The 20320-nt window shown below is 56.4% G+C and carries 28 protein-coding genes; 25 read left to right on the top strand and 3 right to left on the bottom strand.

Annotation, left to right across the window (positions count from 1 at the left end):
• Window positions 1-4 precede the first annotated feature (4 nt).
• The 22 genes from rplP to bfr all read left to right on the top strand — a co-directional run bounded on the left by rplP (window position 5) and on the right by bfr (window position 11888).
• Window positions 5-418: a 50S ribosomal protein L16 gene (rplP, locus tag JFT91_RS02395; RefSeq protein ID WP_007896757.1), complete on the top strand. Its 414-nt coding sequence runs from the start codon at window positions 5-7 to the stop codon at window positions 416-418.
• Entirely contained in the window at window positions 418-609 is a 192-nt protein-coding gene (gene rpmC / locus JFT91_RS02390; protein ID WP_002555481.1) for a 50S ribosomal protein L29, read from the top strand. Before rplP ends, rpmC begins: the two co-directional genes overlap by 1 nt.
• 2 nt (window positions 610-611) lie before the next feature.
• The gene (rpsQ, locus tag JFT91_RS02385) at window positions 612-878 is read left to right on the top strand and encodes a 30S ribosomal protein S17 (protein WP_003176419.1); all 267 of its coding nucleotides are present in this window, start codon (window positions 612-614) and stop codon (window positions 876-878) included.
• Window positions 879-901: 23 nt separating this feature from the next.
• Window positions 902-1270, top strand: a complete 369-nt coding sequence (rplN, locus tag JFT91_RS02380) for a 50S ribosomal protein L14 (RefSeq protein ID WP_002555479.1) — start codon at window positions 902-904, stop codon at window positions 1268-1270.
• Between the two features lie 11 nt (window positions 1271-1281).
• Window positions 1282-1596 carry a 50S ribosomal protein L24 gene (rplX, locus tag JFT91_RS02375; RefSeq protein WP_008081905.1) on the top strand — a complete coding sequence of 105 codons (315 nt, stop codon included), beginning with the start codon at window positions 1282-1284 and terminating at the stop codon, window positions 1594-1596.
• A gap of 20 nt (window positions 1597-1616) precedes the next feature.
• Window positions 1617-2156, top strand: coding sequence for a 50S ribosomal protein L5 (rplE, locus tag JFT91_RS02370; RefSeq protein WP_003176415.1), 540 nt, complete (start codon window positions 1617-1619; stop codon window positions 2154-2156).
• A 13-nt stretch (window positions 2157-2169) separates the two neighbouring features.
• Entirely contained in the window at window positions 2170-2475 is a 306-nt protein-coding gene (rpsN, locus tag JFT91_RS02365) for a 30S ribosomal protein S14 (protein ID WP_003228726.1), read from the top strand.
• A gap of 209 nt (window positions 2476-2684) precedes the next feature.
• On the top strand, window positions 2685-3077 hold the full coding sequence (gene rpsH / locus JFT91_RS02360; protein WP_007918458.1) for a 30S ribosomal protein S8: 393 nt from the start codon (window positions 2685-2687) through the stop codon (window positions 3075-3077).
• Between the two features lie 12 nt (window positions 3078-3089).
• Complete coding sequence (gene rplF, locus JFT91_RS02355; protein ID WP_003176412.1) at window positions 3090-3623, top strand: 50S ribosomal protein L6; 534 nt, start codon at window positions 3090-3092, stop codon at window positions 3621-3623.
• 10 nt (window positions 3624-3633) lie between these two features.
• Window positions 3634-3984, top strand: a complete 351-nt coding sequence (gene rplR / locus JFT91_RS02350; protein WP_003186037.1) for a 50S ribosomal protein L18 — start codon at window positions 3634-3636, stop codon at window positions 3982-3984.
• A 3-nt stretch (window positions 3985-3987) separates the two neighbouring features.
• Window positions 3988-4488 (top strand): 30S ribosomal protein S5, encoded by a 501-nt coding sequence (rpsE, locus tag JFT91_RS02345; protein ID WP_003186035.1) that lies wholly within the window; start codon window positions 3988-3990, stop codon window positions 4486-4488.
• Window positions 4489-4490: 2 nt separating this feature from the next.
• A complete protein-coding gene (gene rpmD, locus JFT91_RS02340) occupies window positions 4491-4667 on the top strand; it encodes a 50S ribosomal protein L30 (protein WP_003176408.1) in 177 nt (58 codons plus the stop codon).
• A 3-nt stretch (window positions 4668-4670) separates the two neighbouring features.
• Window positions 4671-5108, top strand: a complete 438-nt coding sequence (gene rplO, locus JFT91_RS02335; RefSeq protein ID WP_003228720.1) for a 50S ribosomal protein L15 — start codon at window positions 4671-4673, stop codon at window positions 5106-5108.
• Complete coding sequence (gene secY / locus JFT91_RS02330; RefSeq protein ID WP_003228718.1) at window positions 5109-6437, top strand: preprotein translocase subunit SecY; 1329 nt, start codon at window positions 5109-5111, stop codon at window positions 6435-6437.
• 27 nt (window positions 6438-6464) lie between these two features.
• Window positions 6465-6581: a 50S ribosomal protein L36 gene (gene rpmJ, locus JFT91_RS02325; RefSeq protein WP_002555468.1), complete on the top strand. Its 117-nt coding sequence runs from the start codon at window positions 6465-6467 to the stop codon at window positions 6579-6581.
• 129 nt (window positions 6582-6710) lie between these two features.
• Window positions 6711-7067, top strand: a complete 357-nt coding sequence (gene rpsM, locus JFT91_RS02320; RefSeq protein ID WP_003186020.1) for a 30S ribosomal protein S13 — start codon at window positions 6711-6713, stop codon at window positions 7065-7067.
• A 30-nt stretch (window positions 7068-7097) separates the two neighbouring features.
• Window positions 7098-7487: a 30S ribosomal protein S11 gene (gene rpsK / locus JFT91_RS02315; RefSeq protein ID WP_002555466.1), complete on the top strand. Its 390-nt coding sequence runs from the start codon at window positions 7098-7100 to the stop codon at window positions 7485-7487.
• Window positions 7488-7505: 18 nt separating this feature from the next.
• Complete coding sequence (gene rpsD, locus JFT91_RS02310) at window positions 7506-8126, top strand: 30S ribosomal protein S4 (RefSeq protein WP_003176404.1); 621 nt, start codon at window positions 7506-7508, stop codon at window positions 8124-8126.
• Window positions 8127-8148: 22 nt separating this feature from the next.
• Window positions 8149-9150 carry a DNA-directed RNA polymerase subunit alpha gene (locus JFT91_RS02305; RefSeq protein ID WP_003186012.1) on the top strand — a complete coding sequence of 334 codons (1002 nt, stop codon included), beginning with the start codon at window positions 8149-8151 and terminating at the stop codon, window positions 9148-9150.
• 42 nt (window positions 9151-9192) lie between these two features.
• Window positions 9193-9579, top strand: a complete 387-nt coding sequence (gene rplQ / locus JFT91_RS02300; protein WP_003176402.1) for a 50S ribosomal protein L17 — start codon at window positions 9193-9195, stop codon at window positions 9577-9579.
• 246 nt (window positions 9580-9825) lie between these two features.
• Window positions 9826-11265 carry a catalase gene (locus JFT91_RS02295; RefSeq protein ID WP_242489205.1) on the top strand — a complete coding sequence of 480 codons (1440 nt, stop codon included), beginning with the start codon at window positions 9826-9828 and terminating at the stop codon, window positions 11263-11265.
• Window positions 11266-11420: 155 nt separating this feature from the next.
• Window positions 11421-11888, top strand: coding sequence for a bacterioferritin (gene bfr, locus JFT91_RS02290; RefSeq protein WP_007918444.1), 468 nt, complete (start codon window positions 11421-11423; stop codon window positions 11886-11888).
• A gap of 65 nt (window positions 11889-11953) precedes the next feature.
• Here the strand turns inward: bfr and uvrA are convergent, their stop codons facing one another.
• On the bottom strand, window positions 11954-14788 hold the full coding sequence (gene uvrA, locus JFT91_RS02285) for an excinuclease ABC subunit UvrA (protein ID WP_201228697.1): 2835 nt from the start codon (window positions 14786-14788) through the stop codon (window positions 11954-11956).
• Window positions 14789-14979: 191 nt separating this feature from the next.
• Here uvrA and JFT91_RS02280 point away from each other — a divergent pair, with 191 nt between their 5' ends.
• From JFT91_RS02280 to JFT91_RS02270, 3 genes are all read left to right on the top strand, one after another.
• The gene (locus JFT91_RS02280; protein ID WP_201228696.1) at window positions 14980-16377 is read left to right on the top strand and encodes an MFS transporter; all 1398 of its coding nucleotides are present in this window, start codon (window positions 14980-14982) and stop codon (window positions 16375-16377) included.
• A 9-nt stretch (window positions 16378-16386) separates the two neighbouring features.
• Window positions 16387-16911, top strand: a complete 525-nt coding sequence (locus tag JFT91_RS02275; protein ID WP_008081898.1) for a single-stranded DNA-binding protein — start codon at window positions 16387-16389, stop codon at window positions 16909-16911.
• Between the two features lie 277 nt (window positions 16912-17188).
• The gene (locus JFT91_RS02270) at window positions 17189-18394 is read left to right on the top strand and encodes an acyltransferase family protein (protein ID WP_201231474.1); all 1206 of its coding nucleotides are present in this window, start codon (window positions 17189-17191) and stop codon (window positions 18392-18394) included.
• A 76-nt stretch (window positions 18395-18470) separates the two neighbouring features.
• Here the strand turns inward: JFT91_RS02270 and JFT91_RS02265 are convergent, their stop codons facing one another.
• Together JFT91_RS02265 and JFT91_RS02260 are read right to left on the bottom strand one after the other, a co-directional pair.
• The gene (locus tag JFT91_RS02265; RefSeq protein WP_201231473.1) at window positions 18471-19628 is read right to left on the bottom strand and encodes a glutathionylspermidine synthase family protein; all 1158 of its coding nucleotides are present in this window, start codon (window positions 19626-19628) and stop codon (window positions 18471-18473) included.
• A 2-nt stretch (window positions 19629-19630) separates the two neighbouring features.
• Complete coding sequence (locus JFT91_RS02260; protein WP_201198224.1) at window positions 19631-20320, bottom strand: DUF1190 domain-containing protein; 690 nt, start codon at window positions 20318-20320, stop codon at window positions 19631-19633.

Here is a 20320-nt window from a genome sequence, read left to right as displayed (position 1 = left end):
CCAAATGTTGCAACCTAAGCGTACGAAGTTCCGCAAGCAGATGACAGGCCACAACCGTGGTCTGGCTCAGCGCGGTAGCAAAGTCAGCTTCGGCGAGTTCGCGCTGAAGTCTGTAGCTCGTGGTCGTCTCACCGCTCGTCAGATCGAGTCAGCGCGTCGTGCACTGACCCGTCACGTTAAACGTGGCGGCAAGATCTGGATCCGTGTATTCCCGGACAAGCCGATTTCCAAAAAGCCCCTCGAAGTTCGGATGGGTAAAGGTAAGGGTAGTGTCGAATACTGGGTAGCCCAGATTCAGCCAGGCAAAGTCCTGTATGAAATCGAGGGTGTTTCTGAAGAGCTGGCGCGTGAGGCTTTTGCCCTGGCTGCTGCAAAGCTGCCGCTCGCCACCGCCTTTGTTAAACGGACGGTGATGTGATGAAAGCGAATGAACTTCGTGAAAAATCCGCACAGCAGCTGAACGAGCAACTGCTCGGCTTGCTGCGCGACCAGTTCAATCTGCGTATGCAGAAAGCAACTGGCCAGTTGGGGCAGTCTCATCTGCTCTCGCAAGTTAAGCGTGACATCGCTCGCGTGAAGACTGTGCTCAACCAGCAGGCAGGTAAGTAATCATGGCTGAAGCCGAAAAAACTGTCCGTACGCTGACTGGCCGTGTTGTCAGCGACAAGATGGACAAAACCATCACCGTACTGATCGAGCGTCGCGTTAAGCACCCGATCTACGGTAAATACGTTAAGCGTTCGACTAAGCTGCACGCGCACGACGAAACCAATCAGTGCCACATCGGCGACAAAGTCACTATTCGTGAAACTCGTCCTTTGGCCAAGACCAAGTCTTGGGCGCTGGTTGATGTTCTCGAACGCGCTGTGGAAGTCTAAGGACTAGGGGTCGGAGAAATTATATGATTCAGACTCAATCCATGCTCGATGTGGCCGATAACAGCGGCGCTCGCCGTGTTATGTGCATCAAGGTGCTGGGTGGCTCCCATCGTCGTTACGCTGGTATCGGTGACATCATCAAAGTTACCGTGAAGGAAGCAATTCCTCGCGGTAAAGTGAAAAAAGGCCAAGTGATGACTGCTGTTGTAGTCCGCACTCGTCACGGCGTACGTCGTGCTGATGGCTCTATTATCCGCTTTGATGGCAACGCTGCTGTTCTTCTGAACAACAAGCAAGAGCCGATCGGCACCCGTATCTTTGGGCCAGTGACCCGTGAACTTCGTACTGAGAAGTTCATGAAGATCGTCTCGCTCGCCCCAGAAGTGCTGTAAGGAGATCCGACATGCAAAAGATTCGTCGTGACGACGAGATCATCGTGATCGCCGGCAAAGACAAAGGTAAGCGCGGTAAGGTGCTTAAGGTTCTTGCTAATAACCGTCTGGTTATTAGCGGTCTGAACCTGGTTAAGCGTCATACCAAGCCTAACCCGATGTCGGGCGTGCAAGGCGGTATCGTCGAAAAAGAAGCTCCACTGGACGCTTCTAACGTCGCCATTTTCAACGGCGAAACCAACAAGGCTGACCGCGTTGGTTTCAAAGTAGAAGACGGCAAGAAAATTCGTGTCTTCAAGTCGACCCAAAAAGCGGTTGATGCTTGAACACTGCTAGGTAGAAGACCATGGCACGACTAAAAGAGATTTACTGGAAGGAAATCGCACCGAAGCTTAAGGAAGAACTTAAGCTTTCGAACGTGATGGAAGTTCCACGCGTTACAAAAATCACCCTGAACATGGGTTTGGGCGAAGCGGTCGGTGACAAAAAAGTCATCGAGCACGCTGTTGCTGACCTGGAAAAGATCACCGGCCAGAAAGTCGTTGTGACCTACGCTCGTAAATCCATCGCTGGCTTTAAAGTCCGCGAAGGATGGCCGATCGGCGTCAAAGTGACCCTGCGCCGTGAGCGTATGTACGAGTTCCTGGATCGTCTGCTGTCGATCTCCCTGCCTCGGGTTCGCGACTTCCGCGGCCTGAATGCCAAGTCCTTCGATGGTCGTGGTAACTACAGCATGGGCGTGAAAGAGCAGATCATTTTCCCGGAAATCGACTACGACAAGATCGATGCTCTCCGCGGTCTGGACATTACCCTGACCACCACTGCCAAGAACGATGATGAAGGCCGCGCTCTGCTGCGTGCTTTCAAATTCCCGTTCCGCAACTGATTGGAGTAGGAAAATGGCCAAGAAGAGCATGAAAAACCGTGAGCTGAAGCGTCAGCTCACTGTTGCCAAGTACGCCACCAAGCGTGCAGCGCTGAAAGCTATCATCGTTGATCTGAACGCAAGTCCAGAAGCACGTTGGGAAGCTACAGTAGCTCTGCAGAAGCAACCACGTGACGCAAGCGCTTCGCGCATGCGTAACCGTTGCCGCCTGACTGGTCGTCCGCACGGCGTTTACCGCAAGTTCGGCCTTGGCCGTAACAAGCTGCGTGAAGCTGCAATGCGTGGTGACGTACCAGGTCTGGTTAAAGCCAGCTGGTAATTGCTGTCAAAGTCTCGATGGTCGGGTTTGCAAGAACCTGACCATCGGTGGCCTTGAATCTGAATCAAGCCCCTTTTGGGGCTTGATTCATTTCTGGGGTGTGTCTAGAATGACCGGCTCGCCTGAGCCCGTGTTTTTCATGCCCGGAAGTTCTCGGCGACAAGTAGTAGCCGCAAGGCTAATTTTTCTGTATTAGGAGCGTCTAGCCCATGAGTATGCAGGACCCGTTAGCGGACATGCTAACTCGAATCCGTAATGCCCAGATGGCTGAAAAGTCTGTCGTAAGCATGCCGTCTTCCACGCTGAAGGTGGCTGTAGCAAAAGTCCTGAAGGACGAAGGTTACATCGCGGATTTTCAGATCACCACCGACGCTAAGCCGTCGTTGTCCATCGAGCTGAAGTACTTCGAAGGCCGTCCGGTTATCGAAGAAGTGAAGCGCGTTAGTCGTCCAGGCCTGCGTCAGTACAAGTCCGTTGAAGATCTGCCGAAAGTTCGTGGCGGTCTTGGCGTGTCTATCGTCTCCACCAACAAAGGTGTGATGACGGATCGTGCTGCGCGCGCTGCCGGTGTCGGCGGCGAAGTTCTTTGCACTGTGTTCTAAGGGGGGATAAGCATGTCTCGCGTCGCTAAGAACCCCGTTAAGCTGCCAGCCGGTGTCGAAGTAAAATTCGCAGGCCAACAGCTTTCGGTGAAGGGTGCCAAGGGCACTCTTGAACTGAACATCCATTCGTCCGTTGAGATCGTTGAAGAAGCTGGTGAGCTGCGTTTCGCTGCTCGCAATGGCGATCAACAAACTCGCGCAATGGCCGGTACCACGCGTGCGTTGGTAAACAACATGGTCCAAGGCGTAAGCCAAGGCTTCGAGCGTAAGCTCCAGCTGGTCGGTGTTGGTTACAAAGCGCAAGCAAAAGGCACGGTTCTGAACCTTGCCCTTGGCTTCTCGCACCCAGTGGATTACGAACTGCCGGAAGGCATCACCGCTGAGACTCCTAGCCAGACCGATATCCTGATCAAGGGCATCGATAAGCAGCTGGTAGGTCAAGTGGCCGCTGAGATCCGCGACTTCCGTCCACCAGAGCCGTACAAAGGCAAAGGTGTGCGCTACGCGGACGAAGTCGTCCGTCGTAAAGAAGCCAAGAAGAAGTAGGGCATAGCAAATGACCGACAAAAAAGTTACTCGACTGCGTCGCGCTCGCAAAGCACGCCTGAAAATGCACGAACTCGAAGTCGTGCGTCTCTGCGTGTTCCGCTCGTCGCAGCACATCTACGCCCAGGTCATCTCGGCCGACGGCAACAAAGTCCTGGCAAGCGCCTCGACTTTGGATAAAGAACTGCGTGATGGCGCCACTGGCAACATCGACGCGGCCACAAAGGTTGGCCAGCTGGTCGCTACGCGTGCTAAGGCCGCTGGCGTCTCGCAAGTGGCTTTCGACCGCTCTGGCTTCAAGTACCATGGCCGCGTTAAAGCGCTGGCTGATGCTGCTCGTGAAGCTGGGCTGGAGTTCTAAGTTATGTCAAATAACGACCAAAAGCGCGACGAAGGCTACATTGAGAAGCTGGTTCAAGTTAACCGCGTAGCCAAAACCGTTAAAGGCGGCCGTATCTTCACTTTCACCGCGTTGACCGTGGTTGGTGATGGTAAAGGGCGTGTTGGCTTCGGCCGTGGCAAGTCGCGTGAAGTGCCTGCTGCGATCCAGAAGGCAATGGAAGCTGCTCGCCGCAACATGATCCAAGTTGATCTGAACGGCACCACTCTGCAGTACGCAATGAAGTCCGCTCACGGCGCTTCGAAGGTGTACATGCAGCCTGCTTCTGAAGGTACCGGTATCATCGCTGGCGGCGCTATGCGTGCTGTCCTCGAAGTTGCTGGCGTTCAGAACGTTCTGGCCAAGTGCTACGGCTCGACTAACCCGGTAAACGTGGTTCACGCCACTTTCAAAGGTTTGAAAGCTATGCAGTCTCCTGAATCCATTGCCGCCAAGCGTGGCAAAAGCGTCAAGGAGATCTTCTGATCATGGCTACCGTTAAAGTAACGCTGATCAAAAGCATGACCGGCCGCATCCCTAACCACAAACTGTGCGTTAAGGGTCTGGGTCTGCGTCGCATCGGTCACACTGTAGAAGTCCAGGATACTCCCGAGAATCGCGGGATGATCAACAAGGCTTACTACATGCTGCGTGTCGAGGGTTAATCGATGAAACTCAATGATCTGAGTCCAGCGCCGGGTTCCCGTCGCGAAAAGCATCGTCCGGGCCGTGGTATCGGTAGCGGTTTGGGTAAGACTGGTGGCCGTGGCCACAAAGGTCAGACCTCCCGCTCCGGTGGCACCATTGCTCCAGGCTTTGAAGGCGGTCAACAGCCGCTGCATCGTCGTCTGCCGAAGTTCGGTTTCGTTTCCCTGAAAGCCATGGATCGCGCAGAAGTGCGTTTGTCCGAGCTGGCTAAAGTGGAAGGCGACATCGTCACTGTGCAGTCCCTGAAAGATGCCAACGTGATCAACGTCAACGTACAGCGTGTGAAAATCATGCTGTCCGGTGAAGTGACTCGCGCTGTCACTATCGGCAAGGGAATCGGCGCCACCAAAGGTGCGCGTGCGGCTATCGAAGCAGCTGGCGGCAAGTTCGAGGAATAAATGGCTAAGCAAGGTGCTCTCTCTGCGCTCGGCAAAGGCGGTATGTCTGAACTCTGGGCTCGTCTGCGTTTTCTGTTCCTGGCGATTATCGTCTACCGAATAGGCGCACACATCCCGGTTCCAGGTATTAACCCGGACCGACTCGCAGACCTGTTTCGACAGAATGAGGGGACCATTCTTAGCTTGTTCAACATGTTCTCCGGCGGCGCGCTGGAACGGATGAGCATCTTTGCATTGGGGATCATGCCGTACATTTCGGCATCGATCATCATGCAACTGATGACCGCCGTCAGCCCGCAGCTGGAGCAGTTGAAGAAGGAAGGTGAAGCTGGCCGTCGCAAGATCAGCCAGTACACCCGCTACGGCACCGTCGTTCTCGCTCTCGTTCAGGCTATTGGCATGTCCATTGGTCTGGCAGGGCAGGGCGTTGCGTTCACTGGTGACTTTGGCTTCCATTTCGTCGCGGTATCCACGTTTGTGGCTGGTGCGATGTTCATGATGTGGCTGGGTGAGCAGATTACTGAGCGTGGTGTAGGCAACGGTATCTCGATGTTGATTTTTTCGGGTATCGTCGCCGGTCTTCCGAGAGCAATCGGGCAGTCTTTCGAGTCTGCGCGTCAGGGTGATATCAACATCTTCGCCCTGGTTGCCATCGGTTTGCTGGCAGTAGCGATTATCGGTTTTGTGGTGTTCATTGAGCGTGGTCAGCGTCGTATTGCTGTTCACTACGCCAAGCGTCAGCAGGGCCGCAAGGTTTTTGCTGCGCAGACAAGCCACTTGCCGCTGAAGGTGAACATGGCCGGTGTTATTCCGGCTATTTTCGCGAGCAGCATTTTGCTGTTCCCGGCTTCGCTGGGTGCCTGGTTCGGTCAGTCTGAAGGTATGGGCTGGTTGCAGGACATCTCGCAGTCGATCGCTCCTGGTCAGCCGTTGAATATTCTGCTGTTTAGTGCAGGGATTATTTTCTTCTGCTTCTTCTATACGGCGTTGATGTTCAATCCGAAAGACGTAGCGGAAAACCTGAAGAAGTCCGGTGCCTTTATTCCGGGCATCCGTCCAGGTGAGCAGTCTGCGCGCTACATTGATGGCGTTCTGACTCGCTTGACCATGTTCGGTGCTCTTTACATGACGGCCGTGTGCTTGCTTCCCCAGTTCCTGGTGGTTGCAGCAAACGTACCGTTCTACCTTGGCGGGACCTCGTTGCTGATCGTGGTCGTGGTTGTGATGGACTTCATGTCCCAAGTACAATCGCACCTCGTTTCGCACCAGTACGAATCCCTGATGAAGAAAGCCAACCTGAAGGGTTACGGCAGCGGCATGTTGCGCTGAGTACCCATAAGGTTCGAGGAGTTGGTGATGAAAGTTCGTGCATCGGTGAAAAAGCTGTGCCGTAACTGCAAGATTATTCGCCGCGAAGGTGTTGTTCGAGTAATTTGCAGCGCGGAACCGCGTCACAAACAGCGCCAAGGCTGAGTGTGATCCGCTTGAAGCCCGGCAGCTAGTGCGCTGCCGGGTTGATTATTTGTTATTACAGCGATATTATCTCGCGCCCTATTTCTTGGCTTCCGGGGCGTAGGTAGCTGTCAATTGGAGTCCCACTGAATGGCCCGTATTGCAGGCGTTAACATTCCAGATAACAAGCACACTGTTATCTCGCTGACCTACATCTATGGTGTTGGTCGCACTACTGCGCAGAAAATTTGCGCAGTGACTGGGGTAAACCCAGCCGCAAAGATCAAAGATCTGAGCGACGAGCAGATTGAGCAGTTGCGTGGCGAAGTGGCGAAGTTCACCACTGAAGGTGACCTGCGTCGCGAAATCAACATGAAAATCAAGCGTTTGATGGACCTCGGTTGCTACCGTGGTCTGCGTCATCGTCGTGGTCTTCCAGTACGCGGTCAGCGTACCAAGACTAACGCGCGTACCCGTAAAGGTCCGCGTAAGCCGATCCGCAAGTAATCGCCCACGCGAATCGACAGGAAATTAATCATGGCAAAACCTGCTGCTCGTCCTCGTAAAAAAGTTAAAAAGACAGTGGTTGATGGCATCGCCCACATCCATGCTTCTTTTAACAACACCATCGTGACCATCACCGACCGTCAAGGTAACGCGCTTTCTTGGGCTACCTCCGGTGGTTCGGGTTTCCGCGGTTCCCGCAAGTCCACGCCGTTTGCTGCTCAAGTAGCTGCTGAACGTGCTGGTCAAGCTGCGCTGGAATATGGCCTGAAAAACCTCGACGTTAACGTTAAAGGTCCAGGTCCAGGTCGTGAGTCCGCTGTCCGTGCATTGAACGGCTGTGGCTATAAGATCGCCAGCATCACCGACGTGACGCCAATCCCGCACAACGGGTGCCGTCCGCCGAAGAAGCGCCGCGTGTAATCCAGGAGATTGTAAAGAATGGCTCGTTACATTGGTCCAAAATGCAAACTCGCTCGTCGCGAAGGCACCGATCTCTTCCTGAAGAGCGGCGTGCGCGCGATCGAATCGAAGTGCAACATTGAAGCAGCACCTGGTATCCACGGCCAACGCCGCGGTCGCCAGTCCGACTACGGCACCCAACTGCGTGAAAAGCAGAAGGTCCGTCGTATCTACGGCGTTCTCGAGCGTCAATTCAGCGGCTACTACAAAGAAGCTGCTGGCAAGAAAGGTGCAACCGGTGAAAACCTGCTGCAACTGCTCGAATGCCGTCTGGACAACGTTGTATACCGTATGGGCTTTGGTTCGACTCGTGCCGAATCCCGTCAGCTGGTATCGCACAAGTCGATCAGCGTTAACGGTCAGACCGTAAACGTTCCGTCGTATCAGGTTCGTGCTGGTGACGTGGTTGCAGTTCGCGAGAAAGCAAAAAACCAACTTCGCATTGTCCAAGCTCTCGATCTGTGTGCCCAACGTGGCCGCGTAGAATGGGTAGAAGTAGACACTGAGAAGAAGTCGGGCGTTTTCAAGAACGTTCCTGCTCGCAGTGATCTGTCCGCCGACATCAACGAAAGCCTGATTGTCGAGCTCTACTCCAAGTAAGGGCTAGAAAATAGGTGCATCCATGCAGATTTCGGTAAATGAGTTCCTGACACCCCGCCATATTGATGTGCAGGTTGTCAGTCCAACCCGCGCCAAGATCACTCTCGAGCCTCTCGAGCGTGGTTTTGGCCACACCCTGGGCAACGCGCTGCGACGCATCCTGTTGTCCTCAATGCCCGGCTGCGCAGTAGTCGAGGCCGAGATTGACGGTGTGCTCCACGAGTACAGCGCCATCGAAGGTGTACAGGAAGACGTAATTGAAATCCTGTTGAACCTTAAAGGTCTGGCCATCAAGCTGCACGGTCGTGACGAAGTTACGCTGACCTTGTCGAAGAAGGGTTCGGGGGTGGTTACCGCTGCCGATATTCAGCTGGATCATGATGTCGAGATCGTTAATCCCGATCACGTAATCGCTAACCTGGCGTCTAACGGCGCCCTGAACATGAAGCTCACTGTAGCTCGTGGTCGTGGTTATGAACCAGCCGACTCGCGTCAGAGCGATGAAGACGAAAGCCGCAGCATCGGTCGCTTGCAGCTTGACTCTTCGTTCAGCCCGGTTCGCCGTATCGCATACGTGGTGGAAAACGCCCGTGTCGAGCAGCGTACCAACCTGGACAAGCTGGTTATTGATCTGGAAACCAACGGTACTCTGGATCCTGAAGAGGCTATCCGCCGCGCTGCAACCATTCTGCAACAGCAGTTGGCTGCGTTCGTCGACCTCAAAGGTGACAGTGAGCCAGTGGTTGTCGAGCAGGAAGACGAGATCGATCCGATCCTGCTTCGCCCGGTTGACGATCTGGAACTGACTGTACGTTCGGCTAACTGCCTTAAGGCGGAAAACATCTACTACATCGGCGACCTGATTCAGCGTACCGAAGTAGAGCTGTTGAAGACTCCGAACCTGGGCAAGAAATCCTTGACTGAAATCAAGGACGTTCTGGCCTCCCGCGGTCTGTCCCTCGGCATGCGCCTCGACAACTGGCCGCCTGCAAGTCTTAAGAAGGACGACAAGGCGACTGCCTGATCGTCGTAATCACCGAACGTAGTGTTTGGTAAGGAATGAACCATGCGTCATCGTAAAAGTGGTCGTCACCTGAGCCGCACCAGCTCGCACCGCAAGGCCATGTTCCAAAACATGGCGGTGTCGCTGTTCGAGCACGAGCTGATCAAAACTACTCTGCCAAAAGCCAAAGAACTGCGTCGCGTTGCTGAGCCGCTGATCACTCTGGCCAAGACAGATAGCCTGGCTAACCGCCGTCTGGCTTTCGACCGTACTCGTTCGAAAGCTATCGTTGGTAAGCTCTTCAACGACCTGGGCAAGCGTTACGCTACCCGTGAGGGTGGCTACCTGCGCATCCTCAAGTGCGGTTTCCGCGCTGGCGACAACGCGCCTATGGCGTACGTCGAGTTGGTTGATCGTGCTACTGCCGGCGAAGCTGTAAGCGCCGAGTAAGACGACAGTCTGCAACGAAGAACCGGGCCTAGTGCCCGGTTTTTTGTGGGCGCTGGAAAACCGACTATATTTCTTACTTCGCTGCCGGTTCTCTAATAAACCAGCCATTATCTGTCGAGGTTCTGTATTAGTTATTTTCTATCAAAGTCCATGACTTAATGCATTTGATGGTGTCATCTTGATGGTCAATACTCCCTCCAAGCCGATTTGCCGGCAGTTCCTAGCCTGACCTGAGGAAGATTGAGCATGAGTACCATCCTTACCACCGCCAGCGGCGCGCCCGTTGCCGATAACCAGAACTCTCGCACTGCCGGCCCTCGGGGCCCGTTGCTCCTCGATGACTTTCACCTCATCGAAAAGCTTGCGCATTTCAACCGTGAAAACATTCCTGAACGTCGTGTACACGCCAAGGGTTCGGGCGCTCACGGTAAATTCACCGTCACCCGGGATATCACCCAGTACACCAGGGCGAAGCTGTTCGAGTCGGTTGGTAAAGAAACACCCACCTTCCTTCGATTCTCCACCGTTGGCGGTGAGCGTGGCTCGGCGGATACCGCGCGTGACCCGCGTGGCTTTGCTTTGAAGTTCTATACCGAAGAAGGCAACTGGGACATCGTTGGCAATAACACACCAGTGTTCTTCATCCGTGACCCGCTGAAGTTCCCGGACTTTATCCACACCCAGAAACGCCTGCCGCAAACGAATCTGAAAAGTGCACAGATGGTATGGGATTTCTGGTCGCTCTCTCCTGAGGCGTTGCACCAGATCACCATCCTGTTCTCGGACCGTGGCACTCCAGACGGTTACCGCCATATGCACGGCTTCGGGAGTCATACCTATAGCCTGATCAATGCTAAAGGCGAGCGCCATTGGGTCAAGTGGCACTACAAAACGAAGCAAGGTATCAAGAACCTGACGCCTGAAGAGGCGACACGCATTGCCGGTACTGATCCTGATTACGCTCAGCGTGACCTGTTTAGCGCTATCGAGCGTGGTGAATTTCCCAAGTGGAGCGTCAACATCCAGGTCATGACCGAAGCTCAGGCTGACGCTCACTACGAGAACCCGTTTGATGTGACCAAAACCTGGGCTCAGGATAAGTTCCCGTTGATCGAGATTGGCGAGCTGGAGTTGAACCGTAATCCGGTGAATTACTTTGCTGAAGTCGAGCAGGCATGCTTTGGCCCAAGCAACATGGTTCCCGGTGTTGGTCTCTCGCCGGACCGCATGCTTCAAGGCCGCGTTTTCGCTTATGCGGATGCTCACCGCTATCGCGTCGGCACCAACCACCAGCAGTTGCCGGTCAATGCGCCCTTGAGCCCCGTTAATAACAACCAGCGTGACGGTTCGATGTCCTTTGGTTTCGGTGGCGCGTCCCCTAACTATGAACCAAACAGCGTCGCCGGTACCCCGCAACAGGCGCCTCAGTACGCTGAGCCACCGCTGTCACTCAATGGTGCGGCGAATCGCTACGATCAGCGTGTAGACACTGACTACTACAGTCACGCAGGTGCACTGTTCCGCTTGATGGATACCGGGCAAAAGGCCCTGCTGATCAGCAACATTGCTGGCGCTATGGCCGGGGTCAGCAGCGATGTAGTGCAGCGCCAACTGCAGCACTTCTTCAGAGCCGATCCTGCTTACGGGCAAGGCGTTGCAACGGCGCTGGGCGTAACGCTTAGCTGACTCTAAACGAGAAGCAGAACCGCCCTCATTTGGGCGGTTTTTGCGTTATTTAGGCTGCTTTTCTCAGAATATCTTCACTTTTATTGCGCGAAGTGGGTGACCTTCCAGTCAGCTTGGTTCAAACTACAGCCTTTCAAGCAGGGAGATGTAGGGCGATGCAAGGCCACCCAGACGTAATCGATTACCTCAACACGTTGCTGACCGGCGAACTGGCCGCGCGTGATCAATATTTCGTTCATTCGCGGATGTATGAGGACTGGGGGTTCACCAAGCTCTACGAGCGAATCAACCACGAGATGGAAGAAGAAGCAGGTCACGCAGACGCGTTGATGCGCCGTATTCTGATGCTAGAAGGCACACCGCGCATGCGTCCGGATGATCTGGATGTCGGCACCACGGTGCCGGAGATGCTCGAAGCGGATCTGCGCCTCGAGTACAAAGTCCGCGCCGCGCTGTGCAAAGGCATCGAACTTTGCGAGCAGCACAAAGACTATGTCAGCCGCGAGATCCTGCGCGTTCAGCTGAACGACACTGAAGAAGATCACACCTACTGGCTGGAAAAACAGTTGGGTCTGATCAAGCTGATTGGTCTCGAGAACTACCTGCAGTCTCACACTTCCTGATTGCAACCGATACAAAAAAGCCCCTGTCACTGCTGAAGTGACAGGGGCTTTTTCATGCCTGGCGTTTAGGCCCGATCACGGATCAGCAGCGGCTTGAGATAGTGGCCAGTGTGAGACTGTTTCATCTCGGCCACTTCCTCTGGCGTGCCCGTAGCAATGATCTGCCCGCCTTTGGAGCCGCCCTCTGGGCCAAGATCCACCAACCAGTCGGCTGTCTTGATCACATCGAGGTTGTGTTCGATCACCACCACAGTGTTGCCGTGGTCGCGCAGGCGATGCAGCACATCGAGCAATTGCTGGATATCGGCGAAGTGCAGGCCGGTAGTCGGCTCATCGAGGATATACAGGGTCTTGCCGGTATCGCGCTTGGACAGTTCGCGAGACAACTTCACCCGCTGCGCCTCGCCGCCGGACAACGTCGTCGCCGACTGCCCCAGCTTGATGTAAGACAGGCCTACATCCATCAGCGTTTGCAGTTTGCGCGCCAGCGCGGGCACCGCGTCAAAGAACACCCGTGCCTCTTCGATAGTCATCTCAAGGGTTTCGTGGATGTTCTTGCCCTTGTATTTGATTTCAAGGGTTTCACGGTTGTAGCGCTTGCTCTTGCACACGTCGCACGGCACATAGATGTCCGGCAGGAAGTGCATTTCCACCTTGATCAGGCCATCGCCCTGGCAGGCTTCGCAGCGTCCGCCCTTGACGTTGAACGAGAAACGTCCCGGGCCATAACCACGCGAGCGCGACTCGGGCACACCGGCGAACAGTTCGCGAATCGGCGTGAACAGTCCGGTATACGTCGCCGGGTTGGAGCGTGGCGTGCGGCCAATCGGGCTTTGGTCGATATCGACGACTTTGTCGAGATGTTCCAGGCCCTTGATGCTGTCGTGCGCTGCCGCTTCCAGCGTGGTCGCACCGTTGAGTGCCGTGGCGCTCAGTGGGAACAGCGTGTTGTTGATCAGCGTCGATTTGCCTGAGCCGGAAACACCGGTCACGCAGGTCAGCAGGCCAATCGGGATTTCCAGATCGACGTTGCGCAGGTTGTTGCCGCGTGCGCCTTTGAGCGCCAGAACCTGCTTCTTGTTGCGCGGCGTGCGCTTGGCCGGCACCTCGATCTTCACCCGGCCCGACAGATATTTACCTGTCAGGGAATCCGGGTGCGCCATGACTTCGGCAGGTGTGCCTTCAGCGACGATCTGCCCGCCATGCACCCCGGCACCAGGGCCAATATCCACGACGTAGTCAGCCAGACGAATTGCGTCTTCGTCGTGCTCAACCACAATCACCGTGTTGCCGATATCGCGCAGGTGCTTAAGGGTGCCGAGCAACCGATCGTTATCACGTTGGTGCAAACCGATAGAGGGTTCATCGAGAATATACAGAACGCCTACCAGGCCCGCGCCGATCTGGCTGGCCAGACGAATCCGCTGCGCCTCGCCACCGGACAAGGTGTCAGCGCTGCGATCCAGCGACAGATAGTCCAGACCCACGTTGACCAGAAATTGCAGGCGCTCGCGGATCTCCTTGAGAATCTTGTCAGCGATCTCGCCACGACGCCCCGTCATCTTCAGGGCACCGAAGTATTCGCAGGCATCGCCAATCGGCAGGTTGGTCACCGCCGGCAGCGTCTTCTCGCCGACCCATACGTGGCGCGCTTCGCGACGCAGACGGGTGCCGCGGCAATCCGGGCAGGACTGCGTGCTGAGGAACTTGGCCAGCTCTTCACGTACGCTCGCCGATTCGGTTTCGCGGTAGCGACGCTCCAGATTCGGCACGATGCCTTCGAACGGGTGCGAACGTTTGACGATATCGCCACGGTCGTTCAAGTACTTGAAGTCGACGTTCTGCGAACCGCTGCCATGCAGGATGAATTTCTGCTGATCGGCCGGCAGTTCGTTGAAGGGCACTTCCAGACTGAAACCATAGTGCGAGGCCAGTGAGCCAAGCATCTGGAAGTAGTAGACGTTACGCCTGTCCCAGCCGCGAATCGCGCCTTCAGCCAAGGTCAGGTCACCATTGACCAGTCGCTTGATGTCGAAGAACTGCTTCACCCCCAAGCCATCGCACGTCGGGCAGGCGCCGGCCGGGTTGTTAAAGGAGAAGAGTTTGGGTTCCAGCTCGCTGATCGCGTGACCGCAGATCGGGCAGGCGAAGCGTGCGGAGAAGATCATCTCTTCGCCCGGCTCGTCGTCCATCGGTGCGACCAGCGCGATGCCGTCGGCCAGTTTCAGAGCGGTCTCGAACGATTCGGCCAGGCGCTGTTGCAGATCGGCGCGCACCTTGAAACGGTCGACGATGACGTCGATCGAATGCTTCTTCTGTTTATCCAGCTTCGGCAGCTCGTCGAGCTCGCAGATCCGGCCATTGACCCGGGCGCGAACGAAACCTTGCGCGCGCAATTCTTCGAAGACCGAAAGGTGTTCACCTTTACGCTCGCGGATCACTGGCGCCAGCAGCATCAGTTTGCTGCCTTCCGGCTGCGCCAACACCAGGTCGACCATCTGGCTGACGGTCTGGGCTTCCAGCGGAATGTCGTGATCGGGGCAGCGCGGGGTACCGACGCGTGCATAGAGCAGGCGCAGGTAGTCATAAATTTCGGTGATGGTGCCGACCGTGGAACGCGGGTTGTGCGAGGTCGACTTCTGTTCGATGGAGATCGCCGGCGACAGGCCTTCGATGGTGTCGACGTCGGGTTTTTCCATCATCGACAGGAACTGCCGGGCGTAGGCCGACAGCGATTCGACATAACGGCGCTGACCTTCGGCGTAGAGCGTGTCGAAGGCCAGGGAAGACTTGCCGGATCCGGACAGGCCGGTGATAACGATCAGTTTGTCCCGTGGCAGGGTCAGGTCGATGTTCTTCAGGTTGTGGGTACGGGCCCCACGTATCAGGATCTTGTCCAAAGTGGCCTCGCTCGGCGGGCGTCGAAAACGTAGGAGTATACGGGCAAATACTGGATGGATGCACACTATCAAGTGAAGGGTTTTGCGCCCTGCATGAAGAGAGTTTCATCTATACGCGTCATAGCGTCGCGATCTACCCCGTCTTTCGATGGGACTGGTAGAATCGCCGCCGGTTCACACGAGGTTTTTCCATGCACGATCCCCACAGCGAACGCATGAGTGGCAGCGAGACCCGCGCGGCGAGCGGTCTGGCCCTGGTGTTCGCCTTCCGTATGCTTGGCATGTTCATGGTGTTGCCGGTACTGGCGACCTACGGCATGGATCTGGCAGGAGCGACCCCGGCCCTGATAGGCCTGGCAATCGGCGCTTACGGCCTGACGCAGGCAATTTTCCAGATTCCATTCGGGATCATTTCTGACCGTATTGGCCGTCGCCCGGTGATTTACCTCGGGCTGATCGTCTTCGCCCTCGGCAGTGTCCTGGCGTCGCAAGCCGATTCGATCTGGGGCGTGATCGCCGGCCGAATCCTGCAAGGTGCCGGTGCGATCTCTGCTGCGGTCATGGCGCTGCTCTCCGATCTGACCCGCGAACAGCACCGCACTAAAGCGATGGCCATGATTGGCATGACCATCGGTTTGTCGTTTGCCGTGGCCATGGTCGTCGGGCCTCTGTTGACCCGTGCTTTCGGTCTGTCTGGATTGTTCCTCGCCACTGGCGGCATGGCGCTGGTGGGGATCGTGATCATCATGTTCATGGTGCCGCGGTCCACCGGGCCGTTGCAGCATCGTGAATCCGGTGTCGCGCGTCAGGCCTTGATGCCGACACTCAAACATCCGGACCTGCTGCGCCTCGATCTGGGCATCTTTGTGTTACATGCCATGTTGATGTCGAGCTTCGTTGCTCTGCCTCTGGCGCTGGTGGAAAAAGCCGGTCTGCCCAAGGAGCAGCACTGGTGGGTCTACCTCACGGCGCTGCTGATTTCGTTCTTCGCCATGATCCCATTCATCATCTATGGCGAGAAGAAACGCAAAATGAAACGAGTTTTGCTCGGCGCCGTGATGACGCTGATGCTGACTGAGCTATTCTTCTGGCAGTTCGGTGACAGCTTGCGGGCTCTGGTGATCGGCACGGTGGTGTTTTTCACCGCGTTCAATCTGCTGGAGGCTTCATTGCCGTCGCTGATCAGCAAGGTTTCACCGGCAGGCGGGAAGGGCACGGCCATGGGCGTGTACTCCACCAGCCAGTTCCTTGGTTCGGCACTCGGCGGGATACTCGGCGGCTGGCTGTTTCAGCATGGCGGTCTGTCGGTTGTGTTCCTCGGATGCGCCGGTCTGGCTGCCATCTGGCTAGCCTTTGCTGTTACCATGCGCGAACCTCCCTACGTGACGAGCCTGCGCTTGCCGTTGTCGCCCGAGGCGATCCGCGAAGCGGGTCTGGTCGAGCGCCTCAAGGCCCTCGTGGGGGTAACAGATGCAGTGATAGTCGCTGATGAGGCGGCTGTTTACATCAAACTGGACAAAGAATTAGTGGATCGCGACACCCTCGAACGCCTGGTGAACAACCCGGCCGAGGCTGCTTGCGGCGCTTAGGAGAACGTTATGGCCCGTGGGGTTAACAAAGTCATATTGGTCGGCACTTGCGGCCAGGATCCCGAAGTTCGCTACCTGCCTAACGGTAACGCCGTGACCAACCTGAGTCTGGCAACCAGCGAACAATGGACTGACAAGCAAACCGGTCAGAAGGTCGAGAAGACCGAATGGCACCGTGTGTCGATGTTCGGCAAGGTGGCCGAGATCGCCGGTGAATACCTGCGTAAAGGTTCGCAGGTCTACATCGAAGGCAAACTGCAGACCCGCGAGTGGGAAAAAGACGGTATCAAGCGTTACACCACCGAAATCGTGGTCGACATGCAAGGCACCATGCAACTGCTCGGCGGCCGTCCACAACAGGGCGACCAACAAGGCGGTGGCAACAACTACCAGCAGTCCGCTCCGGCACCACGCCAGCAGGCTCCGCGTCCGCAGCAGTCGGCTCCGCAACAGCGTTCGGCCCCGGCTCCACAGCAGGCCGCACCGCAACCAGCGCCGGATTTCGACAGCTTCGATGACGATATTCCGTTCTGATACCCGCTTGAGCCGTTGTCTGGCTTGAGTACAAAACCCCCGCATTGCGGGGGTTTTGTCGTTTTGGCGGACTGAAAATGCCTCTGTCATCGACGCCACGTCACGGCGAATGCGTACGTCCCCTGCAAACCGTTGGCATCAAAGTTTCGATGAGGCCCTTGAAGGCGAGGGCAAGCCGTTCCATGATCCGTCCCGACAACGGGCAGGCGTGTTCATTTCACCCGCAACAGATCCTGTCGATCAGGCGCCTGGTCATTCACAACAACAAGAGAATCCGATGAGCAGTATCAAGAATAAGGAAATCGAGTATCTGCGTGGCGCGGCCATCGTCATGACGATTTTCACCCATCTGCCGCAACTGCTGCCGTTCTACGATATGTACATCCTGAAGGTGTTCAGCATCTATTCGCCATGGACCGGGGTGGATCTGTTCTTCTGCATTTCGGGTTATGTCGTCAGCAAGGCTTACCTTGATTACTTCGACAAAAACCGTGAGCAGAACCGGTTCGGCCTTGCCGCCACGTCCTTCTGGATCAGACGGGCCTATCGTCTTCTGCCGACAGCCTGGCTGTGGGTGCTGATACCGTTGGCGTTTTCCATATTTTTCAACCAGTCCAACGCCTTTCAGTCCTGGTTCGACAATCTGCGCAGTTTTACCGCGGTCGCCACCTTCACCGGCAACCTGGCGAATCTGCACGGCACGCTTCTGGGGCCTAACTCGGTGTACTGGAGCCTGGCGCTGGAAGAGCAGTTCTACTTCATCTTTCCGTTGTTTCTGCTGTTGGTCACGTCGACGCGCTGGCGTCTGATCATCTTGCTGGCGCTGATTGCCTTGCAGTTCGGCTTTGACCGTAACGGCTTTGGCGCGCCGCCTGCGCCCCTGCTGTTCTCGTTCCGTATGGACGCCATGATGTGGGGGATCGTGCTCTGCCTGTTCTCGCGCACCTCGCTGTACAGGGAGATTGAACCGGTCGCCCTCGGCGGCAGCCTCCTCAAGCGCTTGGGGGTTACGCTGTTTCTGCTGTACATGCTGGGCGCTATCTCGGGCCAAATGATCAATGTGCCAATCGCATTTGGTCTGGTGGCGGTGACTACGGCGATCACGGTGTGGCTGGCCAGTTACCAGAAGGGTTACATCTATTGCCCGGCGCTGTTGCGTGGGCTGTTCGAATGGCTGGGCTCACGTTCCTACGCGTTGTACGTCGTGCACATCTTCGCGTATCACCTGAGCACCGAAATCTGGACGCGCGTCGCGGCTTCCAGTGGTACGACGCTGGGCCCGGGCTACACCCTTGAACTCGTGTTCACGTCTTTGTTGATCATGCTGGTGTGCAGCGAATTGAACTATCGGTTTGTCGAAACACCGTTGCGTCGTCGGGGGGCGGAGATCTCCCGTCGCCGAATGGCCGGGGTCGCCTCAGCGGAACCCGCCAGGCAAGAAGTCCCGGCGCAGGTGCCAACGCGTACAACTGAACTGTCGTAGCCCAGGCAGACACAAAAAAGCCGTAGCGCCTCAACGCTACGGCTTTTTCATGCGCGCATTTGTTGCGCCTGGATGATCAGTCGAGGATCAGGTGCGGCAGGAAGCGACTGGAGTCTTTGGTGATCAGGCTGTTGTCTTCCCGCACACCAATTCCCGCCGCTTGATCGCCAATCACCCAAGAACCAATCAGCGTGTAGCTGTCGCCAAACTTTGGCAATGGCGCAAACTCTTGCAGGATAAAGGGCGCATCGGTGTAGGGCCCGTCCTCTTTGACGATCAGACCTTCAGCCGTTTGCAGTTCAATGTTGGCGCCTTCACGGGAGAAGTACGGCTTGCGTACCCAACCTTTCGGCACTGCACTGGCCGGATTCGGGTCGAGGTGAGCCGCCAGCAGGTTTGGATGACCCTTGTGCATTTCCCACAGCAACGGCAACGCGCCTTTGTTCGACAGGATCGCCTTCCACGCCGGCTCGAAAAGCTGTGTATCGCACTCGGCAATCGCCGCACCGAACGGTTCGTGGAAGATGAATTCCCAGGCATGCAACTTGAACAGGTGCGGGATCCAGCGATCCTCAAGGTCAACGAAGCGACCTTCAGCCGTCAGGCCAATGTCTTCAATGTCGATGTGCCGCGATTCAATACCGACCTTTTCCGCGATCAACCGCAGGTAATCCGTGGTGCCTTTGTCTTCGACCGAGTCTTTCATCGAGGCAAAGTAGAACGGCCGCTTCAGTTGTAATTCGGCGAAGGCCTGATGCAGTTTGGTGTCGATGCTGTTGAACTGGTCGGCATGGCTCGGCAGCATGCCGCGCTCGATGCACTGCTCCAGCCAGCCCCATTGAAACGCCGCCGCTTCATAGAGGCTGGTCGGCGTGTCGTAGTTGAGTTCGAGCAGCTTCGCCGGGCCGTTGCCGCTGTAGGAAAAGTCCATACGCCCGTACAGATGCGGATGACCTTCCAGCCAGGACGTTCGGATCATGTCGTAATACGACGCCGGGATGCTCAGGCGATCGAGCAATTCTTCGCTGTGCACGACGCGGTCGACCAGGTCCATGCACATCTCGTGCAGTTCCGTGGTCGGATCCTCCAGATCATTTTCGATCTGCGCGAGCGTGAACTGGTAGTACGCGCTTTCGTCCCAGTAGGGTTCGTCGTCGATGGTGTGGAACAGGAAGCCCAGGCTTTCGGCGGTCTGTTTCCAGTCAGGGCGCTCGGCGCAATGGACCTTTTTCATCGTCAGCTGCTCGAACGACCGGAACTGCTACCCCAGCCGCCCCAACCGCTGCGCGCAGTGGATTGACTGCCGAAGCCGCCACGTGATGTCGAAGATGCAACGTTCACCGGTTTGCTTTTGCTGCTCTCGTAGTCGGGCTGGCTGCGCGGTGCCGATTCGATTTTGCGGGACTGCGTAGAGGTGTTGTAGGTCTGACGAGTATCGCGGTCGCGGTAAACCGTGCGGTTCGCGTTGTTGCTCATCGCGTTGCCGATCAGCCATCCGCTCAGCCAGCCATTACCCGCGCCACTGGAGGCGTGGGCAGTGGGTTGCACATTCTGCGCCGCCGCGGCATCACCTGCGGGCATTTGCGCATCGGCAATGGCGTCGAGATCCTGCGCTGCTTCAGCGTTGTGCGGCACTTTAAAGCCGCCGAGTTTGGGTGCGAAACGACCGGCAGAATTTTTCTGACACCAATCGGCGGCGAAATCCGCATCGCATTTGTCCTTGTCGTCGTACGCGGGGGCGATGCGTCGGTGCTCGGTCAAGGCGGCGACGTAGGCGTTGGAGCAGACATCGGCCGCGACTTCGGCATCGACGCACTGTTCCACGCTTTGGAAACTGCGTGGTTGATCCACGGCCGCCGCTTCGCCGGAAATGGCCAGGGCCACCGACGCCGCGAGGGATAACTGAACGTATTTGCTTCGTTTCAT

Source organism: Pseudomonas sp. TH08 (genome assembly GCF_016651275.1).
Taxonomy (GTDB): domain Bacteria; phylum Pseudomonadota; class Gammaproteobacteria; order Pseudomonadales; family Pseudomonadaceae; genus Aquipseudomonas.
This window is presented reverse-complemented; position numbering and strand designations above follow the sequence as displayed.

Bases quoted from the DNA above. Each gene is read 5' to 3' on its own strand.
- rplP (WP_007896757.1), top strand. From the start codon at position 5: ATGTTGCAACCTAAGCGTACGAAGTTCCGCAAGCAGATGACAGGCCAC.
- rpmC (WP_002555481.1), top strand. From the start codon at position 418: ATGAAAGCGAATGAACTTCGTGAAAAATCCGCACAGCAGCTGAACGAG.
- rpsQ (WP_003176419.1), top strand. From the start codon at position 612: ATGGCTGAAGCCGAAAAAACTGTCCGTACGCTGACTGGCCGTGTTGTC.
- rplN (WP_002555479.1), top strand. From the start codon at position 902: ATGATTCAGACTCAATCCATGCTCGATGTGGCCGATAACAGCGGCGCT.
- rplX (WP_008081905.1), top strand. From the start codon at position 1,282: ATGCAAAAGATTCGTCGTGACGACGAGATCATCGTGATCGCCGGCAAA.
- rplE (WP_003176415.1), top strand. From the start codon at position 1,617: ATGGCACGACTAAAAGAGATTTACTGGAAGGAAATCGCACCGAAGCTT.
- rpsN (WP_003228726.1), top strand. From the start codon at position 2,170: ATGGCCAAGAAGAGCATGAAAAACCGTGAGCTGAAGCGTCAGCTCACT.
- rpsH (WP_007918458.1), top strand. From the start codon at position 2,685: ATGAGTATGCAGGACCCGTTAGCGGACATGCTAACTCGAATCCGTAAT.
- rplF (WP_003176412.1), top strand. From the start codon at position 3,090: ATGTCTCGCGTCGCTAAGAACCCCGTTAAGCTGCCAGCCGGTGTCGAA.
- rplR (WP_003186037.1), top strand. From the start codon at position 3,634: ATGACCGACAAAAAAGTTACTCGACTGCGTCGCGCTCGCAAAGCACGC.
- rpsE (WP_003186035.1), top strand. From the start codon at position 3,988: ATGTCAAATAACGACCAAAAGCGCGACGAAGGCTACATTGAGAAGCTG.
- rpmD (WP_003176408.1), top strand. From the start codon at position 4,491: ATGGCTACCGTTAAAGTAACGCTGATCAAAAGCATGACCGGCCGCATC.
- rplO (WP_003228720.1), top strand. From the start codon at position 4,671: ATGAAACTCAATGATCTGAGTCCAGCGCCGGGTTCCCGTCGCGAAAAG.
- secY (WP_003228718.1), top strand. From the start codon at position 5,109: ATGGCTAAGCAAGGTGCTCTCTCTGCGCTCGGCAAAGGCGGTATGTCT.
- rpmJ (WP_002555468.1), top strand. From the start codon at position 6,465: ATGAAAGTTCGTGCATCGGTGAAAAAGCTGTGCCGTAACTGCAAGATT.
- rpsM (WP_003186020.1), top strand. From the start codon at position 6,711: ATGGCCCGTATTGCAGGCGTTAACATTCCAGATAACAAGCACACTGTT.
- rpsK (WP_002555466.1), top strand. From the start codon at position 7,098: ATGGCAAAACCTGCTGCTCGTCCTCGTAAAAAAGTTAAAAAGACAGTG.
- rpsD (WP_003176404.1), top strand. From the start codon at position 7,506: ATGGCTCGTTACATTGGTCCAAAATGCAAACTCGCTCGTCGCGAAGGC.
- JFT91_RS02305 (WP_003186012.1), top strand. From the start codon at position 8,149: ATGCAGATTTCGGTAAATGAGTTCCTGACACCCCGCCATATTGATGTG.
- rplQ (WP_003176402.1), top strand. From the start codon at position 9,193: ATGCGTCATCGTAAAAGTGGTCGTCACCTGAGCCGCACCAGCTCGCAC.
- JFT91_RS02295 (WP_242489205.1), top strand. From the start codon at position 9,826: ATGAGTACCATCCTTACCACCGCCAGCGGCGCGCCCGTTGCCGATAAC.
- bfr (WP_007918444.1), top strand. From the start codon at position 11,421: ATGCAAGGCCACCCAGACGTAATCGATTACCTCAACACGTTGCTGACC.
- JFT91_RS02280 (WP_201228696.1), top strand. From the start codon at position 14,980: ATGCACGATCCCCACAGCGAACGCATGAGTGGCAGCGAGACCCGCGCG.
- JFT91_RS02275 (WP_008081898.1), top strand. From the start codon at position 16,387: ATGGCCCGTGGGGTTAACAAAGTCATATTGGTCGGCACTTGCGGCCAG.
- JFT91_RS02270 (WP_201231474.1), top strand. From the start codon at position 17,189: ATGAGCAGTATCAAGAATAAGGAAATCGAGTATCTGCGTGGCGCGGCC.
- JFT91_RS02265 (WP_201231473.1), bottom strand. From the start codon at position 19,628: ATGAAAAAGGTCCATTGCGCCGAGCGCCCTGACTGGAAACAGACCGCC.
- JFT91_RS02260 (WP_201198224.1), bottom strand. From the start codon at position 20,320: ATGAAACGAAGCAAATACGTTCAGTTATCCCTCGCGGCGTCGGTGGCC.